This is a genomic window from Paraburkholderia sp. MM5482-R2, from assembly GCF_050436125.1.
Lineage (GTDB): Bacteria > Pseudomonadota > Gammaproteobacteria > Burkholderiales > Burkholderiaceae > Paraburkholderia > Paraburkholderia tuberum.
Genome location: NZ_JBNDLP010000004.1, coordinates 321,575 through 347,931, shown reverse-complemented (window position 1 = coordinate 347,931; position 26,357 = coordinate 321,575). Strand labels below are relative to the sequence as shown.

The window sequence follows — 26,357 nt, the reverse complement described above, 5'->3', positions numbered from 1 at the left end:
GGTTTCTCATAAACTCCAAGTCTGGATTTGCGGCATAGTGCTTGTGGTTTTATTGCATCGGTGGCGTCGGACTCGGACGCCCATCGAGCGCCGCGCCGGATGTAATGACATCTAGGTTGGAACGGCATAGCCGTCGACCACAAGCCTCTTGAGGGTGTCGATTTGAAGCGGTCCAATCTCGGGAAGAATGTCGTTGTCCGCCACAAAGTTCCGACCGTAACAAGCGCCGAGAATTACCACGCCGCCCTCGTGCAAGGGTGCTCTCACCCCAGCCAGTTCGGCGAGTCGAAGCGTCGGTACCAACCCGAACGGCACGTCTTCGAGCACGTAGCGTGTGGCGATATCTCTCGGGCCGAGCGGATCACTCCTTTGCCGGACCAGTTGCTCCGATATTGCCGAAAGTGAGTCACCAACCACGCCAAAAGACAGCCTGCAATGATCAAAGGTCGTTCTCACTGACTTTCCGAATGCTGCTGCGATGGTAAGTCTCTCTTGGTCTAGAGCCTCAAGGAGCCTCCCGACTGTTGGTGTCAGATTGGAGTTTTGGCTCCAGCTTTCGCCTTTCTCAATACGGGTCAAGTTGGCTAGCGCAATACCCATGTGATCTTGCGGATTAATGTTGCTGAGCGTCAGCGTCAGCATGTCGTCCGTCAGTGCGAACCGGTCTCCGAAGAGTGAAACGCAAGTGGTATGAATCCGGTGGATGTGGCGGGTTGGAAATGCGGCCATGTCGACCTTGGCGCGGATCGTGCCTACCGTGATAGCTCTCGCAGACTGAGTCTTGCACGTTAGCACGGTGGTGCTCCAAGCTGCTATGGGGATGACGAGCCCCCGCGCCGCAAGGCGCTGGGAAATGTAGAGAGCGGCAAATGAAAGATGAGCGCTGATGATTACGCTATGGTGTGCGCGGATATGAGGGATGATGCTGTCGAGGACGAATCGGTATCCGTAGGCCGGCAATGCCAAAATAATGACATCGGCGTCGCCAACATCTTCCGCTTTCCCGCAGACTTCTAAGTAGAACTCTCCCTCGACCGCTCCCTTCACGTGAAGGGGAAGTCCAGCAACGAAGTCTGCAGTCCGGGCTCCCGATGGAGACCAAACTTTCGGTTTATGTCCACTCTGTATGAGATACGCCGCATAACCCAAAGCGATTGCGCCGGCTCCCACGATTGTCACTTGCATGTACCTTCTACCTTGGAATAGTCCACTGGCCGTGCACGACCTGGGCGGTTATGTACTAAATTTCTCAGCCCAAGCCCGAACCCATCGTCTTTAGGAGAGGGCAAACGAAACGTTACGTAGACGTTCTTCGCATATGAGATAGCATCGATCTGCAAAACTACATTGAGTGTGGTGGGTTTTGGTGCTCAATGCGATGATCTTACGTGCGAAAACACTATCGGTTGCAAGACAAGCGTTTGTCGTTGTAAAGGCTTTTATTGACTGCATCAAACTGCGGCAGAAAAGGCAAGTTCCGTCTTATCCAGTGAGAAGCAAAGCCAATGGGGCTCAGAATAGAGAGGCAAAAATCTCGTGTCAAAGTCCGGTTTGATCGTGGATGTATTCTGGGAGGTTATGGGTGCGGAGTTGCCTTTAGGGAAGCGAGCAACTCAGGCAGTTCACCTCGCACCTTTGCTCCGCGCCATTTGTCTTCATCGTTTCAGCAACGTCTGCAGCTTCGTGATCTCCCGCGCTGGACGTCGAGATCAGTGCATCATTCGGTACGCTGCGCGTGGAAAGGGGCTTCGGTCCCGGACAAAAACGGCATCCCGTCCGTAGTGCACCCACATATCCTCGCCTTTTTCTGGCGTTTATGCAGAGACGATGTACTCGCCAATAGACCCTGCATTTTGTTAAATGCTCGGGAGAAAGCAATGCAGCGCTATAACCTTCTGGAATGTTGACGTTTGAAAATCGGACTTTGATTTTTCGACGAGACGCGCCTAACATGTCTCGTCACTCGAGTGAGCGTCGGGAGGGTTGACAGTAGCATCAGCGCACAATTGTTATTAAGGACGGTCGGGCGTCGCAGATCGGCGTAGCTGTTGCCAGAGGTGGTCGGTTCGGGTTACTTGCGAAAAGCGGCATTCCGATTTTTCACGGCGAGTACTCGCATGCTCATTGACAAAGCTTCGAGTCGCCTTGGAGACGTTACGACCCGTCCGTCGTATCCGTGGCGACGACCAAGGGCTTCCATCGGATCCCTGGGCGGTCGCACGCGGTGCAATCATTTTGAACATAGATTTGTGCGTTACGCACGTTTGGTCGGTCACATAATTCTGGAACGTCATGAACAATTCACCGCCTGATGACGAGCTTTCTCTGCAGCCAAGCACGATTCATCGTATTGCATCTTATGTCGTCGAAGCTCGCGGTAGGCGGGTGTCCGGGGTTGCCAGGGAATCTGCGCTAAAACGCATCCTTGACCTCTTATGCGCGGTGGGGGCAGGGGCTAGCGAGCCAGGTGCTGTCGCAATTCGCGCGACAGCATGTAAATATCTGGGATCGGGCGATATACCGATGTGGTTCACGGGAACGGGCAGTTCGGTCGTCGGTGCTGCGTGGGCGAATAGCGCGGCTGCGTCGATGCTAGATCTCGACGACGGGCATCGACGCGCGCGCGGGCACCCGGGCGCGGCGGTCATTCCGGTGGCCTTTGCGGTTGCGGCTGAAATGGGAGCCGGGCTGGAAGATTTGATCGCGTCAATCGTCATCGGTTATGAAGTCGGCGTATCAATCGCTGCGGCCCGTACAACATACGGTACGACAGGTACGTGGTCATCCTACGCAGTTGTCGCAACAGCCGCGGCCTTGAGGTGTGCCTCGTGTAGTGTAGTCGAGCATGCGTTGGCTATCGCAGGCGAAAGCGCGCCCAATTCGTTGTTCATGAGCGCGCCACCGCTCTCCTTCCCAACACCGGAGAGCAGCGACATTAAGGAGGGCATACCATGGTCCGTAGTGACCGGGATGCTCGCGCTCGATCTCGCAGAAGGCGGGTTCACCGGTCCCCGGAACATACTTGACAGCGGTCTGCTCTATAGGTTTGCCGACGTATCGCCCCTCGGGGAGTCTCTGCATATCTGCAATGCCTACTACAAGCTCTATTGCTGCTGTCGGCACGTTCACCCGCCCTTGGAAGCCACCCTGAGGCTGATCGAGCAATATCGACTCGACGCGAAGGCGATTGAGGCGATCGACATCGAGACGTACGGCGGGGCGCTGCGCATCGCGAATCAGACCTGCCCAGCTACCCTTGTTGACGTTCAGTACAGCATCCCTTATTGCGTGGCCCTCGCCGCCCTCGCGGGACGAGAGTCGCTTTTGCCCCTCACGATAGACTGCTTAACTTACGAGGGAGTAAGCGCACTCGCCAACAAGGTCTCGCTAACGGTCGACGCCGAAATTGATAAACAATTCCCTGCCAGAACACTCGCGCGAGTCACAATCGTGTGTGGGGGACGTCGGTATGTGTCGGAGGTTACCGAGCCACGCGGCGAAGCCGGTGACTCCCTCTCTTGGGAAGAACTCAAGGCAAAATACGTTGCGGCGACGCGGTTTCACGCCACTGGTGCGCAGCAAGAGCAACTGCTCGCCGCGGTTGAAGAACTGCGCTCAAAAGCTGACTTGGAGCCGTTAAAGGCCTGTATGAGTACTTCGTTCGAAAAGAGTATTGCGCGTCCGAATGCCTAAGAAGCTCTAATAATATGATTTTTGGGGGGGATAACTTCAAGGATTGAGGTTAGCCTCATCACCGTTTCGATGATGAAATGCGTGCGAATCGGCGAGGACGTCCGGGAGAAGTTCGACTACGCACCGGGTGTATTTACGTTAGAGGGACATATCGGGGACAAGTGGTATGCCGCCTCGGCTACAGCCGTGTGAGCTTCGTGCGCCTTGCCGCCGGCGAAGACGCGCGTATCGGCCGGTGGCTTACTACGCTTCGCGCAACTCAATAGGCAAGACCCGCACGCAATCTCAAGGACATCCTCACGCGCCTGCCCACGAGGGCCAGCCCATGCCGCATTATTGCCGCATCGCTGGCAGCCCGAGGCAAGCCAGCGCCTACCTCGCCCGTCAAGAGATCATTGGTCGCTTATGACATTGGTAGTCAAATTGCGGGCGCCCTGCCGATCGGCCGAAGGCAAACGAAAACTTGGAACAATTTCGACCCTCAAGCGATCGTTAAATTGGATCGAAGAGTAAAGGGGCTCGATCACGGAAGGTTCTGTGATGGGTTGGCGCCTGGAGACGGCCATTTTCGGAGGCGTGCGGCGGTCTCCTTGACATCAGAATGTTCGCATTGTGTACGCGGTGCAAATTGTGCCAAATCCAGAACGGGCACGCGACCGAAGTCTTGGGGCGCAACCTCAAGATGCGCTCGTGCGAACCGCAAACGTGCCCGATGTAACGCAAGGCAGGTATAACCCGGAGGAATACCATCGTGTCTCAACTCGACTTTGACACCCAATTTGGGCATACGTATTCTGAGCTTATCCGCAATCGCTCGGCGCTGAGACGGGCGTAAATCGAGCGAACGACCGGCGGCCGCCTTTTTTCGTCCGTCGAGTGTGCTTGGCGCTTCCATCGCGTTCATTGCAGGTCCGACAGCGCAAGGCAGTACAACGTTTAATTAATATCTATAACGATAATCCTTCTCAGGTTGACGTAAATGTCAAACCTGAGATGTTCAGTCATGAGGAGATGAGATGAAGGTGGTTAATGCACTTCGATCGGCGTACCAATCTGCGAGTTACGCCTTGTCAATGACCCCAGAGGCGGGCGGGACCACGATCGGCATGGTGGGCCATAAAACACCGGCTCTCGTAGCCGATGGCATATACAAAAGTTACGGCGTTCACGAAGTGCTCAAAGGGGTCTCGCTTCAGGCTGAGCGGGGCGACGTGATCTCGTTAATTGGTAGTTCTGGGTCGGGAAAAAGTACGTTTTTGCGATGCATGAATCTCCTTGAGGTCCCTACCAAAGGCCGCATCGCGGTGGGGCAGCGCGAGATCAGCGTGGAAACCGACGCAACCGGTCGCGTCGTCGGGATGGATCGCAAGAAAGTTGACCAGATGCGCACGCAACTCGGTATGGTCTTCCAGGGCTTCAATTTGTGGTCCCATATGACCGTGCTGCAAAATGTGATGGAAGGGCCAGTCCATGTGCTGAAGCTGCCAAAGAACGAAGCGCGCGATAGGGCAATGGATTTCCTTGGGAAAGTTGGCGTTGCCGACAAGCACGCGTGTTACCCATCTGAGTTGTCTGGTGGGCAGCAGCAACGAGTAAGCATCGCGCGTGCGCTCGCGATGCAACCGGCTGCGCTCCTTTTCGACGAGCCGACCTCCGCACTCGATCCCGAATTGGTGGGAGAAGTGCTGAAAGTCATCAGGAAGTTGGCGGAAGAGGGGCGCACGATGATAGTCGTGACTCATGAGATGGGTTTTGCTCGTGATGTCTCCAACAAGATGATCTTTCTTGAAAGGGGACGCATTGAGGAAGAAGGGACGCCAGAAGAGGTTTTCAAAAACCCAGCATCGCCGAGATGTCGTGAATTTCTCTCGCGTGTACTTTGACTGACTTAAAACGCGATATTGAAATTCCGAGAATCATAGAACGAAGAAGATAGGACATAGTCCAGGAGATGCTCATGAAGTTCCTGAAAATCGGCGCGCTTATTGGAATGCTGTCTGCTGCATTGATGCTCTGCGACCCTGTTATGGCCAAGGAGTACAAGAGAATCACGATTGGTACCGAAGCTTCGTATGCTCCGTATGCCTTCAAGGACCAAAGCGGCAAGATGGTTGGCTTTGAGATCGATGTAGCTAGCGACTTGTGCCGACGGATGGGATTGCAGTGCGAAATCGTCGATCAGGCCTATGACAGCCTAATTCCCTCTCTTTTGTCTGGTCGGTTCGATTCAATTATGGCTGCAATTGGGATTACACCCGCCCGAGAAAAAGTTATCTCATTTTCCAGGCCGTACGTAACCACTCCGATGGTTTTTGTCACCACATCGGCGAGCGATCTAACCGCTCTCAAAATATCGCCATCAAATCTGAATTTGGACAAATTTGATGCTGATGAGGAGACCGCGATAAAAAAAATGACCTCCGCTCTGAAGGGAAAAACCGTTGGGGTACAGGTGGGCAGCAACTTTGAGACGTTCATGAAGAAGTTCATGCCGACCGTGAGAGTTTCGACATATGACACCACGGATAACATGATGCTCGACTTGACGGCTGGGAGAATTGATGCAGGAATGGTTTCGTTCAATTTCCTCAAGCCGTTGATGGACAAGCCCGACGGCAAGAACCTGCGGACATTTGGCCCTAGTATGACGAACGGGCCGTTCGGCAGCCGAGTGGCCGCTGGATTTCGCAAAAATGACGATCAACTACGTGCGATGTTCGACAAGGCGATCGGGGAAGCAATTTCGGATGGCAGCCTGCGCAGACTTGCCATCAAGTGGTTCGGCTTCGACAATTCGCCGAAGGAATAGGTAAGTGAATACGGTCGTTTATGTATAGCCGAACTCAATTTGATGGGGAATGAAAGTGAATATTTCAGTGCTCGCATGGGGAAGCACAGCGTGGGTTGATGAATTTGCGCGTGGCACCCTTATGACCGTTGCCGTCGCGGTGTGTTCATTTCCCGTCGGCATTTTGCTCGGCTCGGTTTTTGCCGCGGCAAAACTCTCTCGCTTCAGTTTGCTGCGTATTCTAGCTGACGTCTATACGACGGTCGTACGCGGAATTCCCGAGCTGCTGATAATTTTTCTGGTGTTCTTTGGTGGGGATACGTTGCTCCGCTATGTCGCGAACGCTGTTTTCGGCTTCGAAGGTTATATAGAACTGCCCGTGTTCGCAGTCGGTGTGCTCTGCATCGGCATCAGTGCCGGCGCCTATGCGACAGAGGTCATACGGGCGGCGGTCATAGCCATTCCAACAGGACAAATTGAAGCGGCAGTGGCAATGGGATTGGAGCGGGCAGTGCTACTTCGTCGGATTCTTATCCCACAGGCCGCGAGATTCGCCTTGCCCGGTCTGGGGAATGTCTGGCAACTGGCCTTAAAGGATACCTCACTCATTTCCGTCGTTGGGTTGGTTGAAATCATGCGCACAGCTGCCATCGGAGCTGGATCTTTCAAAGAACCGTTCACGTTTTATCTGGTCGCCTTCGTGATTTTCCTTTTGCTTTCTTCGATTTCTAACCAGGGATTTCTGAGAGCAGAGAAGTGGGCTAACCGCGGCGTAAGGAGGCGGTGATGGATTTTCAGCTGATATATGAGTCGTTTCCCAAGCTTCTTGCGGCGGTTCCCGCGACCGTCGCATTGGCTTCCGTGTCGCTTTTTGTTGGTTTCCTGCTTGCGGTCCCAGTCGCATTGGCTCGGCTTTCGCACAGTAGACTTTTGGCTTCTCTCGGTTATGGTTACGTATATGTAGTGCGGTCCACGCCGCTTCTGGTGCAAATGTTCCTGATTTATTATGGATCGGGGCAGTTTAGAATTGTCTTGGAACACCTCGGCCTGTGGGCGCTATTTCGCGATGCGTGGTTTTGTGCGATTTTAGCTCTGTCGCTGAACACTGCGGCATACACCAGCGAAATCATTCGTGGTGGTGTTCAGTCAGTACCATGGGGACAAATTGAAGCGGCGCGGTCAATTGGCATGTCGAGCGTCCTTTTATTCCGCAGAATTGTCTTCCCGATTGCAATGCGGCAAGCACTACCAGCTTATGGAAGCGAACTTATGATTATGATCAAGTCAACGTCACTTGCGTCGACAATCACCATAGTCGAAGTGACAGGAGTGGCTAAGCAAATCATCTCTGAGAGCTACCGCCCCCTAGAGGTATTTCTGATAGCTGGCTGCATATATCTCAGCATGAACTTTCTTATCAGTAGAGTTATATTCATGATCGAAAGGCGGATTAGTCCGAAGAGACGCGATCGCGGCACGTTCGGATCTTCTGCTGCAGCGGCCATGCATTAAGCACTTCGGTACGGTGTCCGTCGGCCATGAACGCATCAACAGTTCGACGACGTAGAAGTGGCCTGACGGCACGAACCGACATTGTCCCGTTACGGCGGCTCCGTCCGGGTACACGAGGGTAGTTGGCCCTTGTGTACAGCTTTTTTCTCATGGCGGACGGCTTGATGTTTGAAGAGTGCCCGGCTGCGTCGATTATGGCAGGCCGACAGCAAAACGGGATCGTGGGTGGACATCGCGGTGTTGCGCATTAAAGTGTCACTTGCAGCCAACTATCAAGTTCGAAATGTTCAATTGATGTTATCGAGGCACCATGACGACTAATGTGATCGAGGATGAGCGTTATCCCCAAGGCGGGATCGTCCAAAAATTTTCCGCTTATATCGTGGAGGCGCGGGAAAATCGAGCTCCAGAAGAGTCGCTGGAATTCGCGCTCAAATGTATCCTGGATCTGCTCAGTGCTGTTGGCGCTGGAGTTGGGCAGGCGGGGGCCCTTGCGATCCGAAAGACGGCTCACGAAACGCGACCTCCTGGCGACATTCCTATTTGGTTCACGGGAGAGACCAGTTCCGTCATTGGAGCTGCTTGGGCAAACAGTGCCGCCGGTTCTGCGCTAGACCTCGACGATGACACGCCGGCATCTCGGGGCCATCCTGGCGCCGCCGTCATTCCAACAGCCATTGCCGTTGCCAAAGAGACGAAAGCCACCTTGGGAGAGCTATTAAATGCGATTGTCATCGGTTATGAAGTGGGTACAGCGATTAGCGCTGCGCGCGCCTACGGAAGTAGTGGTACGTGGGCTCCTTATGCGGTCGTCGCAACGGCTGCGGCGCTTCGCCGGTCCTCCCGCGAGGTGATTGAACACGCTTTGGCGATTGCTGGGGAAAGTGCACCCAATCAGTCGTTGGCGAGCGCTCCCGCTCCCCGAAAACCGCATCCCGAGCCAAACCATGTCAAGGAGGGCATCACGTGGGCTGTCGTGACCGGCTTGGAGTCGCTCGCATCAGCGCAGAACGGATTTCACGGCGCCCGCAATATCTTGGACGCAACGCGTTACTACAATTTTCCGAACGATCTAGACCTCGGTTCCTACCAGTACATTCGCACGACGGGCTTTAAGCCGTATTGCTGTTGCAGGCATCTACACGGTGCGCTTGATGCATTAATCGAGCTGATCAATGAACATCGGTTAGTGGGTCGAAATATCGACAGGATTGAGGTCGAAACATACGGGCCGGCCTTACGCATTTCGAACTGGAAAGAACCTCGAGATATAATGGATGTTCAGTATAGTCATCCATATTGTCTCGCGCTGGTCGCGCACTACGGTCACGAGGCTCTGTTGCCACTGACTGGCGATGTCCTAAACAATCCCTCCGTCACTGCGCTTTCACACAAGGTGGAGCTTTCGCTAAGTCCGGAGCTGGACAAGATCTATGCGGAAAGCGGCATGCTGCCGGCCCGTGTCACGGTCACATGCGGGGATCAGCGCTTTGTTTCACCTGTAACCTTCCCGAAGGATAACGGTCTTCCGTGGGATAAACTCGAGGATAAGTTTCGACAGGCCACGCGTTTCGTTGCCACCCCCGAGCAGCAGAACATTGTGGTCGGGGCCATTTCGGACGCCAGACGAGGCGACATGCGTGGTTTGACGGAAAGCTTGTCGGAGATCCAGTTCGTTTAAAAACGGCATTTGTGTAGCCCGCGTAGTTCGGAAACTCATCGGTCATCGATGTAAGAAATGACAAAAATGTCTCAGCTTGTTGAGGATCGTCCGCAAGCTGTGGCTACCGTTGCATACAGCGAGCGAGTTGCATTGTCTACCCGGCATTCAAGGAGCTGAAAATGGGTTGCATATGGAAGTGACTGCTAGCAGGGACGCTCAGCGGTGCCGGGTAAACGCTGCGACCGTCCGAACAAGCGTTCTTCACAGCTTCAAAAGGACAGATCGGCGACGCGGGCTACATCGGCGTAGACAAGCGCGAGGAAACCAGGAGGCTCGTTTACGAGCCAAATTCACCGAAATGAGCGCCGATTCGATTCGTTATCCGGAAATTTCGACGCCTGTTCTTCTGCATGCCGAACGGGCCGCACATTAATCAGCATTTTCCTAGTCTGGGAATGACATTAGAAAAAGCAACCGGCATATGAAAAGACAAATTCAACTACGGCAGATAGAGGCATTTAAAGCTCTCATCGAGCAAGGCACGGTGAGTCGAGCGGCCGAGGTTCTTCACGTGACCCAACCTGCCGTGAGCAAACTGCTGGTGCACCTTGAGGAGGAGACAGGTCTTCTACTGTTCGAACGGGTTAAAGGCCGACTAACTGCAACGGCACAAGGCATGCGCTTGTACGGTGAAGTCGATCGAGTATTTGCGGGTCTAAGACAAATTGAAGAGGCGATCGCAATCATCCGGCGGAAGGACATGAGTCACTTTGCTATCGGAGTGCTGCCGGAATTATCCGGATCATTCATCAGGCGGGCGACGATGATGTTCCTCTCTCGGTGTCCAGACGTTCGTCCGACGATCCATATGCGAGCGTCCAACATTGTGTCGGATCGCGTCGCCACGCGTCAGATGGACGTTGGATTCACAACGAGCTTGATGAGCAGCCCAAATTCGGTGGTGACGCCTATCATGGAGAGCCCGTTAGTTTGCATCATGCCAAAGGGACACCCGCTGAGCCAACTTGAATTTATCACCCCCGAGCATATTGAGGGAATCCCTTTTATCGGATATGCGGCAGATAACCGGACGACTAGTGCTTTCAATGACGCTATCCGCTCCTACGGCGTCGACCTCAACATCGTGTTAGAAAGCGAAACTACGCCCACCCTGTGTGAATTCGTCTCGGCGGGACTGGGGATTTCCTTGGTACATCCCCTATCTGTCATCGACATGAGCTGTCGCTTAGATATCAGGCGGTTCAAGCCCGATATTCCCGAGTATTTTCATTTCTGTCATGCGAGATTGGCGAAAAACATCGAGCGTGTTCAGGAGTATGAACGATGCGCTAAACAGGTTGCGGAAGAGGCGTGGACGGAGATATTCGGTGAGTCGGCGACAAAGCAAACCTAGCAGAACGCTGAGATTGATCATCGTACTGGTGAGTTCACCAAATAGTGCGGGATGCCTTATGCGGGCATGAAGACGAAGCGTTTGCGAGAAGACGGATTGAGGGCGCTCAGATTTGGCAAACATGGCCGCCGGCCGGCGCAGTGGCTGATTGAATCATGACCTTGCCCCTGTTTGGCGAATTTCATAGCTGAGAGATTTATGCGGCTCGCCCCTGTTGATCGGCGAACCAGTTTTTCTCGAACGTCATGCGGCTGACGTACTCGAGCGTCGAGTATGGTCGGCGCGAATTATACAAGTGCGTTTCATACTGCCCAACCTCGCTATGTTGTTGATAAATCTAGAGAGCCCTGTTGTGTCGTTGGTATTGTGGGGTGTCCACGCCGTGCGCGAGCCCGTCCGACGAGTTCGGTAACTGCGTCCCCGGTAAGCGAATTGCGATTGAAGATCCATGGCCCGTTGGGTAACGGATGTTCGGCGGGGATCTTGTTGCGCTCAACTGCGAGCCTGAGCGTTCCGGGGCTCACACCGATGAACGCCGATGCCTCGGTCAACGTCATCCATCCTTCAGCAGCACGTCGTTCGCTCGAATAGACCGGGATCTGATGGTGGCTGCGCAACGCGGTGACTCGCTCCTGGGTCCAGAAGTTACCCCGGCCGGTTCGCAGGTCATTGCGATTGAGTACGCCGGCGATCACCAGATCCGGACAGATACGGACAAGCTGGCGCACGGCATCAATTGCTTCACGTGACGTATGCGTAGTGTTCTCTCCGCGGCGCCGCCGCGGCACGCGAATCTCGGTATGTACTCCGCCCTTCCAGTGAATGACGAGCACGATTTCGCTCGTTGCGTCGTCAACGTCAACGACGACTTCGTGGATCAGGGTGCGCACTATGCGCTTCTTCAGGCGGGCGTCGGCCTGCGGCCAGATCGATTCCAATGCAGTGGCAAGATCGGCAAACTCCTCTGGCTGGGTAGGCGGTATCTGGCCGGATGTGCCCGACTGTTGCTCGATACGCGATTCCAGTTCCTCTACGCGTAGTAGCGCATGATTCCAGCGCCGCTCCAGTTCGTCGGCGACAAGCCGGTTCTCGGGGTCAGCAGCATCGTACTGTTTCTGCGCGCGTTGCGCGGCGTAGCGTGCAGCCTGAAGATCCCGCTGCAACGCGGCCAGCACTTCGTCCTGCTTCAGGGTCTCTTCTTCGCGCGCCACGATTGCTGCCTCAATTGCCGCCGGTTGAACGACCTGCAAGACCGCCTCGGCGATGGCCGCGTCCGCGCGTGTGCCACCGAACGCAATACAACGCGGTTGCCCCTTGTCCATCCAGCCGCGATGACAGCTATAGCGCAAGGCGTCGTGCCTGTTACCCGTGTAGTGTAGCGTCAGCTTGCTCGCGCAGCGCCTGCAGCGCAACAGTCCCGCCAGCAGGGCCTCACCGTTCTTCGGGGCGCCAGCGTGTCCGGCCAGACGCAGGTTGCCGCTAATGGCACACTGGATCCGTTCGAATTCGTCCCAGTCAACGTACCCTTCGTGGGCATTCGGAATGAGCGCAAGCCACTGATCCCGTGGTTTGCGGCGATCACGTTTGCGTGGTTCCCCAGCCTCGTAATGGATCGCGCATTCGGTCTTGCCGTAGGCATACGTGCCACCGTAGATCGGGTTGGTCAGGATCCGGTACACCGTGCCGTAGCTCGGCCGTTTCCATTGGATTTCGCCGCGCGGCATGCATGCCGGCAACTGCAGGCCGTGCTCCAGGAACCATAACAACGTCTGACGCACCGAACCAATCGCGCCGAACTGGCGGAATACCGAGCGGATGGCGTCCTGCACGCGCAAATCCGGATCCTTCTCCAGGCGCTGGTCTTCGGTCTTGCAGTAACCCACCGGCGCCGCGACAATGAGTTCGCCCCGTTTGGCCTTCTCCCGACGAGCTTCGAGCGAACGCTGACGCAAGAGATCCAGCTCGTATTCGTTCAGGCTGCCCTTCAAGCCGAGCAGCAAACGATCGTTGCTCTGCCGTGGTGAGTAGACGGTCTCCTGATCGACGAGCACCGTGTCGACGACGCGGCACACCTCAACCAGTTGCTGCCACTCGCGACTGTTGCGCGCGAATCGTGAAACCTCGCGAGCGGCAACTGCGCCGACGTGCCCAAGACAGACCTCTGCGACCATCCGTTCGAAGCCCGTGCGCGTTTGCGTTCCGGCCGCAGAGCGTCCCAGATCCTCGTCGATCACCTCGATCTCGTTCCAGCCCAACTGATGCAGACGATCCTGCATCGCATACTGCAGCTTCTGGCTCTCCAGATTGTGGCTGACCTGATAGGCCGACGACTGGCGCACGTACAGCATGGCCTTGCGCGCCAGATGCTGCGCCCGAATCTTGTCACTCATCGCGCACCTCCGGCTCGTGTACGGCGGCGAGCAGCCCGCGACGGTGTTGCCGCAGCAGTTGCGCCAGCAAACGCACCGTCTGCTGCCGGACCTCCTGCGGCAGGCGCGCCCATTGTGGTGTCTTCGGAAAGGGACGGAACAGGTCGAGTTGACCGCCCGGTTGGGGGTTTGTCTGGCGTCGCATCAGCACCTCCTGTACGGAGCAAAGGATGGTGCTCGGCTTGTACCATACCGCGCGGCTTGGCAGCAGGCGCCTGCGCCAGCAGGTACTTCAGTTCCCTCAATGCTTCACAGCTGACGGCGGGAGACGTTGCCGAGGTAATGCGACAGCAGGCAACGGGATCGAACATCCATTGCGGCACCTCCAGCAAGCCTGCCGTGTCGAACGGCTCTCGCCCACAGCGCAACACTGACTCGGCGTTCTTCCTCTCTATCGTGGTGAAAATCCATACCGTGTGCCCGTACCACGGATGCCAGCGGTAGAGAACCTCCTTTGATTCGCTGATATGGGCGTTGTGTTGACGGCTTGTACAACGCCGTACGCTTGCATTCGACTTTGGGGTATCTGTCGCCCGTTGCCTACGAGGCGAAACCGACAGTGAAAGAACCTATCTGCCTGTCCGAAATATCTTGACCACTGCAGAACGGCCTTGATTCCGCGTCAGCTCCAGTTGTCATTTGCCACTACTACATGCTGACCTGTGTTTGGGATAGCATGAACACGAGATCGTAGGAGCTTACGTTGAGCGCGCGAACATCCCGTCACCTTCTTCAGCGTGCGCACCTTTGCTTGCCGAATGCTCCCGCGATGTTCGCCCACCCAAAGCCTTGCTCGATTGAGTTGCCTTTTTTTCTGCGGGATGGCGTAACCCAACTGGGGCGTTTGTCTCGACCACAGCCGAACGCCGCCACAGAAGTTTCGTTGGCTGACTAAATTCGCGGTCAGCTACGGCCGCCTAACACGGTCCATTGATCGTATTGCCTTGGCAATGAAGTTATGCGTTGGGACCAATCATGGAGTGTGGCGTCTCGTTGCTGGGTTTGGGGCTTTTTCGAGCGCCCGTGCTGCCGAGATTGTTGTCGTGATGGAAGCGGTCGTCGCACTCTATTCTCGTATTCCATGGGCACGCGAGCTCTATCGCCTACCGGGGGCGCCCGCGTTTTGGACCATAACCGCTGAGAATACCTCGTACCTGAAATTCGACTTTGACGCCTTGCTGCGACGATCATAGAGTTAACCAAATCATTCAGGAAAAGAGGCGGGCTTGATACGCGAAAACCATGACGTCGTCATAGTTGGCGGCGGTGTTGTCGGCTGCGCATTGGCGCACGGGATGCTAGGGCGAGGGAAGCGTGCGCTTGTGCTCGACGGGGGTGATTGCGACCCGCGCGCGTCGAAAGCGAATTTCGGTCTTGTCGGCGCATACGGGAAGGGATATGGCGCGCCCCGCTACCAGCAGCTGTCACGCGAGAGCGTCGCACTTTGGTCCGTTTTCGCAACAGCGCTGCACGATGAAACTGGCATTGATGTCGAGTATGAAAACGATGGCTGCTTGCGCTTTTGCCTAAGCGAAGCGGATTTTGAAGAGGAAGCCGAATTCCTCGCGAGCTGGAATGCGCAAAGCCCGAAAATCGACCCGTGTTCGCGCATGATCGATCGATCGGTATTGGAAAGGCTGCTGCCTGGTACACGGCTCGGGCGGGAAGTGGTGGGGGCTGGAATTGGCGTTGCCGATGGCCATTGCAATCCGCTTAAGCTGTTGCGGGCGCTGCAGCAAGCCATTGAGTTACGTGGCGGCACTCTAGCTGGCAATCACACGGTGTCGAAGATTGAGCCATGTCCTGACGGTAGTTTTCGTGTTCATGTGCAAACCTCGACAGGTCCGCGTTGTTTCGAAACGGGACAGTTGATCATTGCGGCCGGGCTTGGTTCCACAGCCCTGGGGGCAATGGTGGCGCTCGACGTCCCGTTGCGTCCCCTGCGTGGCCAGTTGCTGGTCACTGAACGGCTCGACCCAATTCTGCGCCTCCCCGCTAGCGGCATTCGCCAGACTCGCGACGGTACAGTAATGATAGGTGTAAGTCATGAGGAAGTCGGTATGGATCTCGGTACTACTACCTTCACCGCCGCCAAGATGACAAAGCGAGCCCTACGAATTTTGCCGGACCTTGCTATGGCTCGCCTTGTTAGGCATTGGGCATGTCTGCGCATCATCACCCCGGACGAGCATCCGGTGTACGCACAATCTTCAACGTATCCTGGTGCCTGGATCGCGCTCTGTCATTCCGGCATCACCCTCGCGGCGGTTCATGCTGGACCAGTTGCGGATGCTCTCGCCGGCAACGTACTGCCAGAAAACTTCGAGTTCTTCCATCATAGGCGCTTTGATGTTTCGCAAGTTATCTAGTCCCGCCGAGGACGCCGTGGTCACGGTATCGATCGACGGCAGGCGTGTGAACGCCGAGCGAGGCGAATCCGTGGCGGCAGTCCTCGTGCGCGAGGACAACCCCGTCGCTCGCACCACGCCGCGAAGCGGCAGTCCACGCGGACCTTTTTGCATGATGGGTGTGTGCTTCGAATGTCTTGCTGTCGTCGATGGTGTAGCGTCCACGCAGACCTGTCTGACGATCGTGCGCGACGGGATGCGCATCCAACGCCAACACGGTCGCCGCAATCTCAGTGAGGCGATCGCTGAGTCAGAAGACGGCAGTGGCGATCTTCCTAGTGGTGAGGTGCATTCGTGATGCGAACGTTCGATATTCTGATTGTAGGTGCAGGACCTGCCGGCATGAGTGCCGCAATACGTTCTGCTCGTCTTGGAATGACCACGATCCTCGTAGACGAACAGCAGGCACCGGGCGGTCAGATATGGCGCGCCATCGAAGAAAACGTCCGACGCGGTGTTCATCAAGGGTTAGGCGCTGCGTACAGCGCAGGCGCGGCAGTGGTACAGAACTTTCGCGAATGCGGTGCGCACTACTTGCCGGAGACCCGTGTATGGCAGATCGAGCGAGCGCCTAGCCCAGGGAAACCGGCCGGTTCCGGGGAGTGGATTGTCTTTTTGAGCCGCGCGGATGGCGCCGAAAGTATTCGCGCGCGCCATGTGCTACTAGCGACGGGCGCACAGGAACGGCCCATGCCTTTCCCAGGTTGGACGCTTCCGGGTGTAATGACAGTCGGCGCCGCGCAGATTCTGCATAAAAGCGCTCACCAGATACCCGATCAACCCGTCTGGATAGCCGGTAGTGGTCCATTGCCACTGCTCTACATGACCCAGTTGCTCGACGCCGGCGGTAGGATCGCAGGTTGGCTTGACACGACTCCCCGCGGCGCCCTCCGTCGGGGCCTTCCGACTCTACGTGGTGCAGTTGACGGCTGGCATGATCTCCTTAAGGGGCTACTGTGGTCGGCAAGATTGCGCGGGAGGGGGTTCCCCATTGTTCGAAACGTCAGTAGCCTTCGCGCTTTCGGTATCGGCCGTCTTGAACAGATTGTCTATCGCACCGAGAACGGGCTGTCGGGCGATGTGGCTGCCGACATTCTTCTGGTTCATGAAGGCGTCGTGCCGTCTATCCACTTCACTCAGGCGATGGGATGCAGCCATCGATGGAACGAAGCACAACTTTGCTTTGAGCCCGAAGTTGATACGTGGGGTGAAACCAGCATAACTGGTCTCTATGTCGCAGGCGACGGCGCCGGCATCGGCGGCGCGAAAGCCGCGTGCACACGCGGTGAACTTGCTGCTACCGGCGTCGCGCTTTCCTCGGGCGCACTCTCAGTCGAGCGCGCAAGCGAGCTTGCAGCGCCGCTGCATCGGCGGCTCGGACATGAGCTGGCGATGCGGACTCTGCTTGATTCGATCTATCGGCCGCGTACGGAGATTTTCACGCCGCCCGATGAGACGATTGTCTGTCGCTGCGAAGAGGTAACCGCTGGCGATGTACGGCTGGCCGCGCAGCTCGGCCAGCCGGGGCCGAACCAGCTCAAAGCGTTCACGCGCGCGGGCATGGGCCCGTGTCAGGGTCGTCAATGCGGCTACACCGTTGCTAATTTGCTTGCATCTGCGCAATGTCGCTCCGTTGCTGCGGTTGGTTTCCAGCGCGTGCGGCCCCCACTAAAGCCGATAACACTCGCGGAGCTCAGTGCACTTGAAGAGTCGTCATGAGGGCGTGTGGGCATGCCTCGGAGCTCACGGCATGGCAATAAGAGAGTGTGGGTGCGGATGTTTCAGGTCCCGGAAAGGTGGAGCGTGTCGCGAGACTAATCGGATTTCCCCCTTTCTGAGAAGCGTGCGCCGCTGCACACGGCGCTCGTCGTCGAAGTTGCCGCAATGTCGCACATTGGACGTGAGCCGCAAGCAATCATTCCATCAAGCTTTCGCGTTTATGATCTGATGGGGAGGGCTTGCTGTTATTCCCCGACGGGCACTAATAGCGGCCCAATAGTTCTCCGGGATCATTCATAACGAATCTCCTGAAAGATTGATGTGAGCATGATGGTTCTTCGTCCAGTTGCACAGGCCAGATGCGCTTTGCCGATCGCTGTTGTCCGGCGTGGATTTCTGGCTGGTTGTACGACTCCGGATCAAGGAGAAAGTGTCTCATTAACGGACATCCAGATCGGCGGTGCCGTCTGCTTGTACTACCAGGTGTCTGACATGATCGGCACAGCCCCGTTGCCTTTGCAGCACGGCGCACGCACCCTCGACTTACAAGAGAACTGCCTGCTGCAAAAGTTCCAGCGCCTTCAGTTCGTCCAGTCGACCCGTCCGTGCCTTACCTGCCAGCGTCTTGATCAATGCTTCGGCGATTGGCGCGATGCCGTGAAGATTGTCCAGGCTTGTCGCGGAAGCGGGTTGCGTCGCCGGATCTCGCTGCGACGTCGCGGCGACTGGCAGCGGCTCACTTTTTGCCGCTGGGACGGACGGTAGCCCACTATCGCCGTTGGCGGCATTGCGACCGGCTGGCTCGTCGGAGGCATCGCCTGAATGATTTCGCTGGCTGACACCCATCCCGTTCGCTTCTACGGAATCTGCGGAAACAGGGGAGGCGCTTTCCAGAGCGCTCGCGACACCCGTGCGCGGGCGTGGGCCGCGCACCTTTGCCTTCGCATCTGCCGCCTTTTCCCGCAGGCTTTCGCTGGATGCGTTGGCGAGCGGCTCCTGTCGTTCAACAGGCTCGCGACCGCGCGAAGCAGGGGTCAGCAAACGCGACACCGATTCCGGAATCTCCGCTTCGGATCGCGGCGTATCCAGCCAGCCAGCGGGCAGGCCAAGCCGCTCAGTGAAACGGTTTGCTTCAACACTGTCCATGCGCTTCTTGCCATAAAGTCGATGGGCCATGTTCGATCCGCTCATGGACATCACCACACCCAACCTTGCTTTCGATCCGTTGCGACCCGTGAGAACGTGGAGGTTATCCCGTCGAACTTTTGCGACCGTGGCCTCGTCTTCGAGCGCCAGCGGTTGCTGCTGGATTGCTTCAGACGCTGCTTTCTGTTTCGATCGCGAAGCTTTGTGCGGTACAGCGGCGTCGAGCTGCAGGGTCGTTTCGCGTCTACTGCTCCTGGCGTTCCCCGGCGACCCGCCAGTTGCTTTCTTCGGCATTTCCGTTTCCTTGGACAGGTTATCTTCAGTAGATGATGGTTGGCCGCCGTCCGGTGCAAGCACCGTGTTGGATTCTTCAGTCACGATTTCCCGCTCATCATCCAGGCTCGCGAAATCAAGCGGCGACTTCAGGCGCGCTATGGTTTCGACCGAGAGAACCGGATGGGGCTGGTCAAAGAAGCCGTGCGGTAGCCCAAGCGTGGTTTCCATGTGAAATGCGGTCTCGGGCGTGAACCGTTCACCTTTTGTCAGTTCAGCCACTCGCGTCATGCTGGATTGAAGTCCTAACGCGATGTTCTCAGCACCCACAGCATCGACGAGGAACTTGAAGGAACGTGTTTTGAAAATCGAAGCGGTTTGTGCGGAGTCTCGAGGCGGCGCTTTCGCGTACGGTTGCCCCTGCCGGTTGGCTGGAGATTTTTTCACGTGACGGGGCTGACGTTGCGCGCTGTCACGAACTCCCGCATATCGTCCGCGGGTTTGACTCATAAAGTGGGGCTCCGTGCGGTCGTTGATGTTTGACTTCCGGACTATAGGCGAGGCAATGATGACATCACGCGTCCATAATTTCGTCAGCAGCTCACGTCATTTCTCCTCGTGCACGCCGATTTGATCTGACTGTTTTTGAACCGGTAGGCACCTGTTTGCTGGAAGCTTTTGTCGGCTTCCTGGCGACCTTTGGTGCGTTCTTCTGAGCGGCGGGAACGTTCACGCGCGTCTTGATAGCAGTCGGTGTTTTTTTCTTGGACCGACGAGCTTTTTTCAGCTTCCGTTCTACCTCGGCGAGTAGCTCGGCGGGCGAGCATTTCAAAGCGGTTGCCAGTGCGAACAGCATCGTTAGCGTTGGCTGGTGCTGGCCGAGTTCCAGCATGCTGACGTAGTTGCGACGTATATTGGCCTCGAAGGCGAGCTGTTCCTGCGTTAGCTCGGCGTGAATACGGCGCTCGCGCAGAAGGGCGCCAAAGACTTCGGCCAACTCCAAATTTCTCTCCCAGTGAAATGGGAGTACTGTCCAATCGGCGCTATAATTTGTCTTCCCAGTACACTGGGAATTAGATGGTTGGTATGTTGGCGAAGTCCTTATCCAGTAAGGATGTGAGAATTTTTTGATGTCGGCGTACGTGCGCGAAGCGATGGTGCTCCCGAAGAAAGCGCACGTCGGCATCAGGTGGTTGATTTATCGCGAAAGCGTTTGAGGTCGTGGTTGAATGTTTGTGACTAGTGAAAAGAACCGTTTGCCTTCGTCGGCAGTGCCGTTTGAGCCTGAGGGCGCAGGGGTGTGGGGGGTTATCTCGCAATTGATCCCGCGGGATGTACTGATCCTCCGGGTCTCGCCGCGGGGTTCGCGGGCCGTGCCGACGATTGTGATGATGGACCTGAGCGGAAGCGCGCCGTCGCTTGACCAGTTCGCGGGCGGGGATGTCGTACTGCGCGACGCGGCCGTGCTGAGCACGAAGCTGGCACGGGAGGTCGACCAGTGGACGCTCGAACCGCTGAGCGAGATCCGGGTGAGGGCAACCGAGCCCGAACAGTACAGCCAGGGCGAGCGACTGGTGACGGTGACCCGGTTCACGACGTCGGCAGGACGCACGTTCTCCGTGCCGTACGCGCTGGCGACGCGCCCTGCGCGCGGCAGGCGGTTATGGCGGGCGAAGGCGCCAGCCGTCGCCCGTCGCTGACCGGGGCTGGCAGCGGATGCACATCCGGAGGTGGGGTGATAATCCGCCTATGGGGTGTCCATTTAACCGGAGTTAGCGTTTTGCCTCCACGGGCGGCTCGGCGAAGGTCGCTCCAAGCTGGGCGGATGTCCGCGTTGCCCCGGCGGCTTTGGAGGAACAGCCTTTGGGCGCTGGGTCATAACAAGGTCTTGGTAACGAACCGGTCCATGGGCGACAGCAAGCTCCATGACCCGATAGAACAGCATCCCTCGGCTACGTGAGCGGCGGCGGTTGAAACGGAACACGAACTCGTCCAGGTAACTGGGCAAGTGTGCAGAATCCACCGCTCCCTGGTGGGTGCCCAGGAGCCAACGTTTTGCAAGGGACGCTATTCGATGCACACCTGGCAGAAGTTCTTCGGGGTCCTCGCCCCGCGCCGACGCGGCCCGCTGGCTACGGCGGTCATGGATGTAACCATTCTTCTCCAGCCACCGGTAACCCTGCCAGGCATCGGTGATGACCGTCGCCCCGGGCTCGACGTTATCCAACACGAAGGAGCGAAGCGATTCCGAGGAGGCATCCGCCACGGGCGCCATTCGACAGCGCCCGAATCCCTTCGGCTCCACGATCTCGATCGCGATACACGTCAGGATCTTCTTCCCTTTGGCACGGCCTCCCGAAAGTCCGGATTCTTTGCCTCCGATGTAGGTTTCGTCCACCTCCACCTTCCCGCAAAGGCGCTCCCGATCGGGGCGAATCAGAACAGACCGCAGGCGATGAAGAATAGCCCACACCGTCTGGTAGGAGCCGATCTCCAAGGTCCGCTTCAAACTCAGCGCGGAGATCCCATCTTTAGCGGTAGCAAAATGCCAACAGACCGAAAACCAAACCGTGAGCGGAGTACGTGTCCGGTCAAAGATGGTGCCAGCCATCACCGATGTGCGGCTACCGCATCCAGTACACATGAACCGGTTGTCCCCAAGCCGCCATCCTCCGTGATGCCCACAGGACGGGCAGACGAAGCCGCAAGGCCATCGCAGCCATTCGAGGTAGTCCAGGCAGTCTGCATCAGTCGGGAACCAGGCCTGAAACTCCCCAAGGGACTTAGGGTAGTGGATGCTGGCGTGGGCGCGTTCCATTGCCCCAGTCTACGCTTAACTCCGGTCAAATGGACACCCCATATCCGCCTTATCGCGGCGAGCGCACCACCGGCGCATCGGCTGCGGCCTCAGAAAGGGATCGGTATGAGCAGACGCAAACGGGCGACAGCGCTTCCAGACGAAACCGCCGAGGCGCTGCGCGCGCGGCTGCGGCGCTTCGTGCGTGCGACCCGCGACGAGGCGACTGGGGCGACCGGGGCCGTCCCGATCCCGTTTCCCACACCCGTGACGGTGCTCGCCGGGCCGCTGCGGCGGATCCGCGGCGCGCGCGAACCCCGCACGGTGCCGGGGCCGGAGGTGCGGGCCGGGTCAGACGCGCGCAGGGAAGACGGCGACCAACCCGGATCAGCCCCGGGCGGGTTCGCGTGGGATGACACGGGGCGAGCCGACGGCAAAATGACGAAGTAGCGGACATGACGGATACACACTTTCACGGCGCCATGCGGTGGCCACTGCCGGCTGAACCCGAGCCGCAGGCCGGCTGGAACAACCGGTATTTCCTCGACACGGAATTCACCGACTTCCGGCAGTGCCAGCTGCTCAGTCTCGCCCTCGTGGGCGAGAACGGGTACGAGTTCTACGGCGAGCGGACCGATTTCGATCCGGCGCTGTGCAGCGACTTTGTCCGCGCCGTGGTACTGCCGCAGCTCGGCCAGTCCGAGGGGCGCGCGATGCCGTTCGCAGCGCTGCGCGAGGCACTGCGCGCATGGCTCGTGGCGGTGCCGGGCGACTCCGGGCCGGTGCTGTGCTACGACTACGAGACGGACCTGGCCCTGTTGCGGTTCCTGCTGGGCGGCCCGCTGCCGCGTGGCTGGCGGATCGAGAACATCGCAGGCACGCGCAACCCCGAGCGGCGCGCCGCCTACTACGCGCGCCATGGCGGCGAGCACCATGCGCTGCATGACGCGCGCGCCAATGCCTATGCGTGCACCGGTTGAAGCCGGGCGGCTGCCGGCCGGGCCGTCGTCCGGTCTCCGGACGTGCGGACGCATTTCTTCGCTCAAACAGAAACAGCCTCATGAAGGGGATCAGGATGGCCGGGATGCGTGTGTGGATTCCACGATCCGACGTACCGCGGATTGCACAGCGCCTGCGGACCCGACGCAAGGCGTTAGCGATCACACAGGACGATCTCGCGGTCAGGGCGGGGGTGGCGAGAGTGACCCTGGTGCACCGGGAGCAGGGGCGGTGGCCGCACACCGTCGCAGCCGTCACCGTGAACGCGCTGGAGGCGGCCCTGCAGGTGCCGCCGGGATGGCTGCTCGGTCCTGGGACGCGACCGTTGCCGGACCCCGTGTTCAATGCAGCGGATGCCGTCGCCCGCGAAGGAGAGGGTGACAGCGAGACGCGCATTCCCCCGTCCCGGTGCCGGGAAATCGGCCCCCACGCGCGGCGGCTGCGCAGTGAACTGGGCCTGGGCGTCGCGGAGGTGGCGCGCGCCTGCCATGTGTCCCGTCCCACGCTGTTGCAGTGGGAACACGGGACGTTTCCGAGGGCGCTCACCGTGGCGCGCCTTCGCACCTGGGAGCGCGCCCTGCTGCTCGCGCCCGGGCAACTGCTGGCGCCGCCGGCGTCGCATCCCCGGGTAGGCGATGGCCGCTGGCGCGTGACGATCGGCACGGAAACGCTCGAGGCTGCCATCCATCGCGTCGCGGCGTGCCTCGCCACCCGCGGACGCAACCTGCTCCGACCGGAGCAGCCGCTCGATGCACAGGCCGCGCGCGATGCCGACCTGCTGGCCCACCGCTATGGGGTGGGCGCGCATCGCTGGCCACTGGTCGACGTGGCCGTCTCATACGGGATCGATCCGTCGCACGCACGCCAGACCGTCGCGCGCATGGTCGCGCGCGCCGCCGGGTTCGCCTTCAGGATTCCGGCGCTGGATGCGATGCTGGCGGTGGACGCGGCGGGCTTTTCGTTCACGACCGCCGTTGCCGATGGTCGCATGCGTGACCTGCTGGGGCCTTCGCTGTCCATGGAGCACGCTGCGGCATTCGCCGGCGACATACTGTCCCGGCGGATCACCGGTGCTGATCCTGGCAAGGCGGTGGCCGGCACCCGCGGGCCGGCGAAAGCGGCGAACCCTTCGCTGGCCGCGGACGTCGTCTGTGTGGCGAAGGAACATCGCCTCGAGAGGTCATAAGCGGCGCAACGGGGCGTACGCAGCGTTGCGCCCGGCCGGCAGGACGGGGTATGGCGGAAGGAAAACGCGAAAGCCATCGAAAGCGACAACGCCTGCGTGGCGCAGCAGGGGCTTCCACGCGACGGCTACTGGAAGTTCTGAGGGGGCGTTCTGCTGACCGGGCGGAGCCACCGGGACGACCTGATTTGCTGGGGGGCAGGCGATCGCGGCGCAGGTCCGGGTCCTCGACCCGATGCGCGCCCGCGCAACTGCGGTACCGGATGACAAGATCACAAGGAAAGGCGAATGCTTCGAATCACCATTGAATTGCTGCCCGGTGGACGGGAAGACGGAAAGCGGGTCATCGCGACGGCGGACATCGCGCGCGTGAGGTCCGGGGCTCTTGCGGACTACAGGGTGGCCCTGGACGATGCGGTGCTCCGGCAGGTCGGCGAGCGGGCCACGGTGCGCGGCTATCCGAGATGGGCGGGCAGCGTATGGGATCTCGTTGCGCGCTGTGTTGCCGCTGCGCTGAATCAGGGCCGCGAAGCCCTGCCACCGCGACCCGCGCCACCGCAGGTGACGGTTCACGTGAATGACGCAGGCTACCGTTACGTGCGTCTGGATGAGATTCCCGAGCCTGCCAGAACGTACTTCGACAGGAAGCTGGCCGGTTCGGGCATTCCTGACCACGGCTGTGCCTTTGCGCACGACTGGTTCGACTTTCTCAACGGCCAGCGCTGATGCCAGAGCGGTGCGCCGTGCCGTGTAGCAAGTTGCAGCCTCGCACAACATGTCGATCAGATCGAACCAGCCGTCGCCGCACTCGAAACCCCACAGGGAGAAAACCGTTGGAATGGCATCCAGATCATCAGCGACTGTCGGGTTGACGTCGAAGATGAGCGGGTATTTTGCCCGCAGGATGCCTGACAGTTCTCACGCACCGTTCTCTCGCTCCCATTCCTGTACCGCCATTGCAGCAACGGGATCGATCGTCCCATAGTGAAAGGCTCTCCGGAACCCGAGTGCGGTGCACGGTCAGTGATGAGCGATGATGGCGTTCTGGAATGCGCTGTAAATTTGATAAGCGTCAGGCAGCGCGGCCGCCCGGCCAACCTGCTTCTCGCCCTACACCCTATACGCCGGGCATCGGAGATTGCGACAATGGCGCTCCCTGGAGCATATTGCGGTTATCGACTCGAGTCTGTCATGGCCGCATTCAGATCGGCTGCTCCATCGGGAAGAAGGGATAAGGCCGGAGCACCTGCGAACCTTTCTGGCCAACCGGGATCGCATGATGAACAGTGAAACGAGGGGCGGCTGTCAGTGACGCCGCTGACCGCATCCAGTATCTGCGCGATTGGCCACCGACAATCAGGGCATCGGCGAAACGCTCGCAAAAGGGACAGGGATTCACGAGTACCAGGAACCACATCAGGTATCAGGCGAAAGAGGGTGATCAGCCCGGCTGGGATCTCTACACCGAGATTCTTGAGCCGGAGGACGTCGTGTATCTCGAGCTCGACGGTGTAGCCGCTGAAGTCACGATGCTCGGCAACATGGAGCGCGGCCCGGGCACGGTGCTGTTGCGCCTGCCGGTCGACACTGCGAAGCAGCTTGGTCTCGTGCCGCCGGACTGGGAAAATTCGGACTGGGGAAAAGGATAGGTCATGCGCGAATACCGGGACAGGACGGTGCAGGAGGTCGCGGCATGCACATGCGACCGCTGCGGCCGGCGCATGACGCCCGTTGACGATCAGGGGGAGTGGTACGAAAAGATGTCGCTCGATTGGCGTGGCGGCTTTGGCTCGATTTTCGGCGACGGCGCCCATGTGAGCCTTGACCTTTGCCAGCAGTGTGTCCGCGATACGCTGGGGCGTTGGCTTCGCGTCGATCCGCCGTCCGGACCGGATGGCTCAATGCAAGCCCTGAAGGGCGTCGTGCCCCGACCCAATGCACCGGTATCTGTCGACAGGATGAATCCCTGGGAATTTCACGAGCGCGACTAGAGGGCTTACCGCCCCATGCGGCTCCGCGCGTCGCTCAGACTGCCGATCATGGATTGCCGTTTCTCACGGGGCATCCCGAACTCACCGTCGCGACACTCAGGCGGCTCGTTACCTTCGGTTGAACAGGTTAGCCTTCTCGCTGAACGAGTCTTGTCGACCGCATCGCCGCCGGTGCGACGTTGGGAGTTCAAGCGCAGATAACAAGATGGACCGGTCGTTCATGACGGCGCCTCAGAGGCAGCAGCTCGGCCATTGTGGTCATTGGGCCAATCTCCGGCCAAGGGCCGCTATGGGTTGCTCTGCTGTCTTTGGACCATCGGTCATTTCGAATGAAAGCTTTTC

The 26,357-nt window shown here is 58.4% G+C and carries 22 protein-coding genes and 2 pseudogenes; 18 read left to right on the top strand and 6 right to left on the bottom strand.

Going from position 1 to position 26,357, the window contains the following annotated elements:
- Positions 1-111 precede the first annotated feature (111 nt).
- A complete protein-coding gene (locus OKW37_RS37630) occupies positions 112-1,185 on the bottom strand; it encodes an NAD/NADP octopine/nopaline dehydrogenase family protein (RefSeq protein ID WP_429402243.1) in 1,074 nt (357 codons plus the stop codon).
- Between the two features lie 1,107 nt (positions 1,186-2,292).
- Here OKW37_RS37630 and OKW37_RS37625 point away from each other — a divergent pair.
- From OKW37_RS37625 to OKW37_RS37595, 7 genes are all read left to right on the top strand, one after another.
- Positions 2,293-3,693, top strand: coding sequence for an MmgE/PrpD family protein (locus OKW37_RS37625; RefSeq protein WP_429402244.1), 1,401 nt, complete (start codon positions 2,293-2,295; stop codon positions 3,691-3,693).
- A 1,106-nt stretch (positions 3,694-4,799) separates the two neighbouring features.
- Positions 4,800-5,576 carry an ABC transporter ATP-binding protein gene (locus tag OKW37_RS37620; protein ID WP_429332824.1) on the top strand — a complete coding sequence of 259 codons (777 nt, stop codon included), beginning with the start codon at positions 4,800-4,802 and terminating at the stop codon, positions 5,574-5,576.
- A 74-nt stretch (positions 5,577-5,650) separates the two neighbouring features.
- On the top strand, positions 5,651-6,502 hold the full coding sequence (locus OKW37_RS37615; RefSeq protein ID WP_429402245.1) for a transporter substrate-binding domain-containing protein: 852 nt from the start codon (positions 5,651-5,653) through the stop codon (positions 6,500-6,502).
- Between the two features lie 49 nt (positions 6,503-6,551).
- A complete protein-coding gene (locus tag OKW37_RS37610; protein ID WP_429402246.1) occupies positions 6,552-7,268 on the top strand; it encodes an ABC transporter permease in 717 nt (238 codons plus the stop codon).
- On the top strand, positions 7,268-7,993 hold the full coding sequence (locus OKW37_RS37605; protein WP_090811259.1) for an ABC transporter permease: 726 nt from the start codon (positions 7,268-7,270) through the stop codon (positions 7,991-7,993). Before OKW37_RS37610 ends, OKW37_RS37605 begins: the two co-directional genes overlap by 1 nt.
- A gap of 310 nt (positions 7,994-8,303) precedes the next feature.
- The gene (locus OKW37_RS37600) at positions 8,304-9,674 is read left to right on the top strand and encodes an MmgE/PrpD family protein (protein ID WP_429402247.1); all 1,371 of its coding nucleotides are present in this window, start codon (positions 8,304-8,306) and stop codon (positions 9,672-9,674) included.
- Between the two features lie 463 nt (positions 9,675-10,137).
- Positions 10,138-11,070: a LysR substrate-binding domain-containing protein gene (locus tag OKW37_RS37595; RefSeq protein WP_429402248.1), complete on the top strand. Its 933-nt coding sequence runs from the start codon at positions 10,138-10,140 to the stop codon at positions 11,068-11,070.
- Positions 11,071-11,390: 320 nt separating this feature from the next.
- On the opposite strand, the gene OKW37_RS37590 is transcribed toward OKW37_RS37595, so the two are convergent.
- Together OKW37_RS37590 and OKW37_RS37585 are read right to left on the bottom strand one after the other, a co-directional pair.
- Positions 11,391-13,460 (bottom strand): recombinase family protein, encoded by a 2,070-nt coding sequence (locus OKW37_RS37590; protein ID WP_429402249.1) that lies wholly within the window; start codon positions 13,458-13,460, stop codon positions 11,391-11,393.
- Positions 13,453-13,644 (bottom strand): hypothetical protein, encoded by a 192-nt coding sequence (locus OKW37_RS37585; RefSeq protein ID WP_429401213.1) that lies wholly within the window; start codon positions 13,642-13,644, stop codon positions 13,453-13,455. Before OKW37_RS37585 ends, OKW37_RS37590 begins: the two co-directional genes overlap by 8 nt.
- A gap of 1,081 nt (positions 13,645-14,725) precedes the next feature.
- On the opposite strand from OKW37_RS37585, the gene OKW37_RS37580 reads away from it, so the two are divergent.
- From OKW37_RS37580 to OKW37_RS37570, 3 genes are read left to right on the top strand one after another with little or no spacing between them, the layout of a single operon-like run.
- A complete protein-coding gene (locus OKW37_RS37580; protein ID WP_429402250.1) occupies positions 14,726-15,868 on the top strand; it encodes an NAD(P)/FAD-dependent oxidoreductase in 1,143 nt (380 codons plus the stop codon).
- The gene (locus OKW37_RS37575; protein ID WP_429402251.1) at positions 15,849-16,205 is read left to right on the top strand and encodes a (2Fe-2S)-binding protein; all 357 of its coding nucleotides are present in this window, start codon (positions 15,849-15,851) and stop codon (positions 16,203-16,205) included. Before OKW37_RS37580 ends, OKW37_RS37575 begins: the two co-directional genes overlap by 20 nt.
- On the top strand, positions 16,205-17,626 hold the full coding sequence (locus tag OKW37_RS37570) for an FAD-dependent oxidoreductase (RefSeq protein ID WP_429402252.1): 1,422 nt from the start codon (positions 16,205-16,207) through the stop codon (positions 17,624-17,626). The genes OKW37_RS37575 and OKW37_RS37570 overlap by 1 nt, the downstream gene beginning before the upstream one ends.
- Before the next feature lie 543 nt (positions 17,627-18,169).
- Here the strand turns inward: OKW37_RS37570 and OKW37_RS37565 are convergent.
- Together OKW37_RS37565 and OKW37_RS37560 are read right to left on the bottom strand one after the other, a co-directional pair.
- On the bottom strand, positions 18,170-19,555 hold the full coding sequence (locus OKW37_RS37565; protein ID WP_184040585.1) for a hypothetical protein: 1,386 nt from the start codon (positions 19,553-19,555) through the stop codon (positions 18,170-18,172).
- A gap of 91 nt (positions 19,556-19,646) precedes the next feature.
- Entirely contained in the window at positions 19,647-20,048 is a 402-nt protein-coding gene (locus OKW37_RS37560; protein WP_260330703.1) for a helix-turn-helix domain-containing protein, read from the bottom strand.
- Positions 20,049-20,433: 385 nt separating this feature from the next.
- Here OKW37_RS37560 and OKW37_RS37555 point away from each other — a divergent pair, with 385 nt between their 5' ends.
- Positions 20,434-20,745 (top strand): hypothetical protein, encoded by a 312-nt coding sequence (locus OKW37_RS37555; RefSeq protein WP_260330704.1) that lies wholly within the window; start codon positions 20,434-20,436, stop codon positions 20,743-20,745.
- A gap of 179 nt (positions 20,746-20,924) precedes the next feature.
- On the opposite strand, the pseudogene OKW37_RS37550 reads toward OKW37_RS37555, so the two are convergent.
- Positions 20,925-21,863: pseudogene (locus OKW37_RS37550) on the bottom strand (IS1595 family transposase); the annotation flags it as partial.
- 105 nt (positions 21,864-21,968) lie between these two features.
- Here OKW37_RS37550 and OKW37_RS37545 point away from each other — a divergent pair.
- From OKW37_RS37545 to OKW37_RS37515, 7 genes and pseudogenes are all read left to right on the top strand, one after another.
- Positions 21,969-22,292, top strand: a complete 324-nt coding sequence (locus OKW37_RS37545) for a hypothetical protein (RefSeq protein WP_429402253.1) — start codon at positions 21,969-21,971, stop codon at positions 22,290-22,292.
- Between the two features lie 5 nt (positions 22,293-22,297).
- Positions 22,298-22,822, top strand: a complete 525-nt coding sequence (locus OKW37_RS37540; RefSeq protein WP_429402254.1) for a hypothetical protein — start codon at positions 22,298-22,300, stop codon at positions 22,820-22,822.
- A gap of 80 nt (positions 22,823-22,902) precedes the next feature.
- Positions 22,903-24,027 carry a helix-turn-helix domain-containing protein gene (locus OKW37_RS37535; RefSeq protein WP_429402255.1) on the top strand — a complete coding sequence of 375 codons (1,125 nt, stop codon included), beginning with the start codon at positions 22,903-22,905 and terminating at the stop codon, positions 24,025-24,027.
- A 36-nt stretch (positions 24,028-24,063) separates the two neighbouring features.
- Positions 24,064-24,168 (top strand): annotated as a pseudogene (locus OKW37_RS37530) (type II toxin-antitoxin system CcdA family antitoxin); the annotation flags it as partial.
- Positions 24,169-24,312: 144 nt separating this feature from the next.
- Entirely contained in the window at positions 24,313-24,750 is a 438-nt protein-coding gene (locus OKW37_RS37525) for a hypothetical protein (protein ID WP_429353505.1), read from the top strand.
- Positions 24,751-25,310: 560 nt separating this feature from the next.
- On the top strand, positions 25,311-25,673 hold the full coding sequence (locus OKW37_RS37520; protein ID WP_429402256.1) for a hypothetical protein: 363 nt from the start codon (positions 25,311-25,313) through the stop codon (positions 25,671-25,673).
- Positions 25,674-25,676: 3 nt separating this feature from the next.
- A complete protein-coding gene (locus tag OKW37_RS37515) occupies positions 25,677-26,015 on the top strand; it encodes a hypothetical protein (RefSeq protein ID WP_429402257.1) in 339 nt (112 codons plus the stop codon).
- Positions 26,016-26,357: the final 342 nt, after the last annotated feature.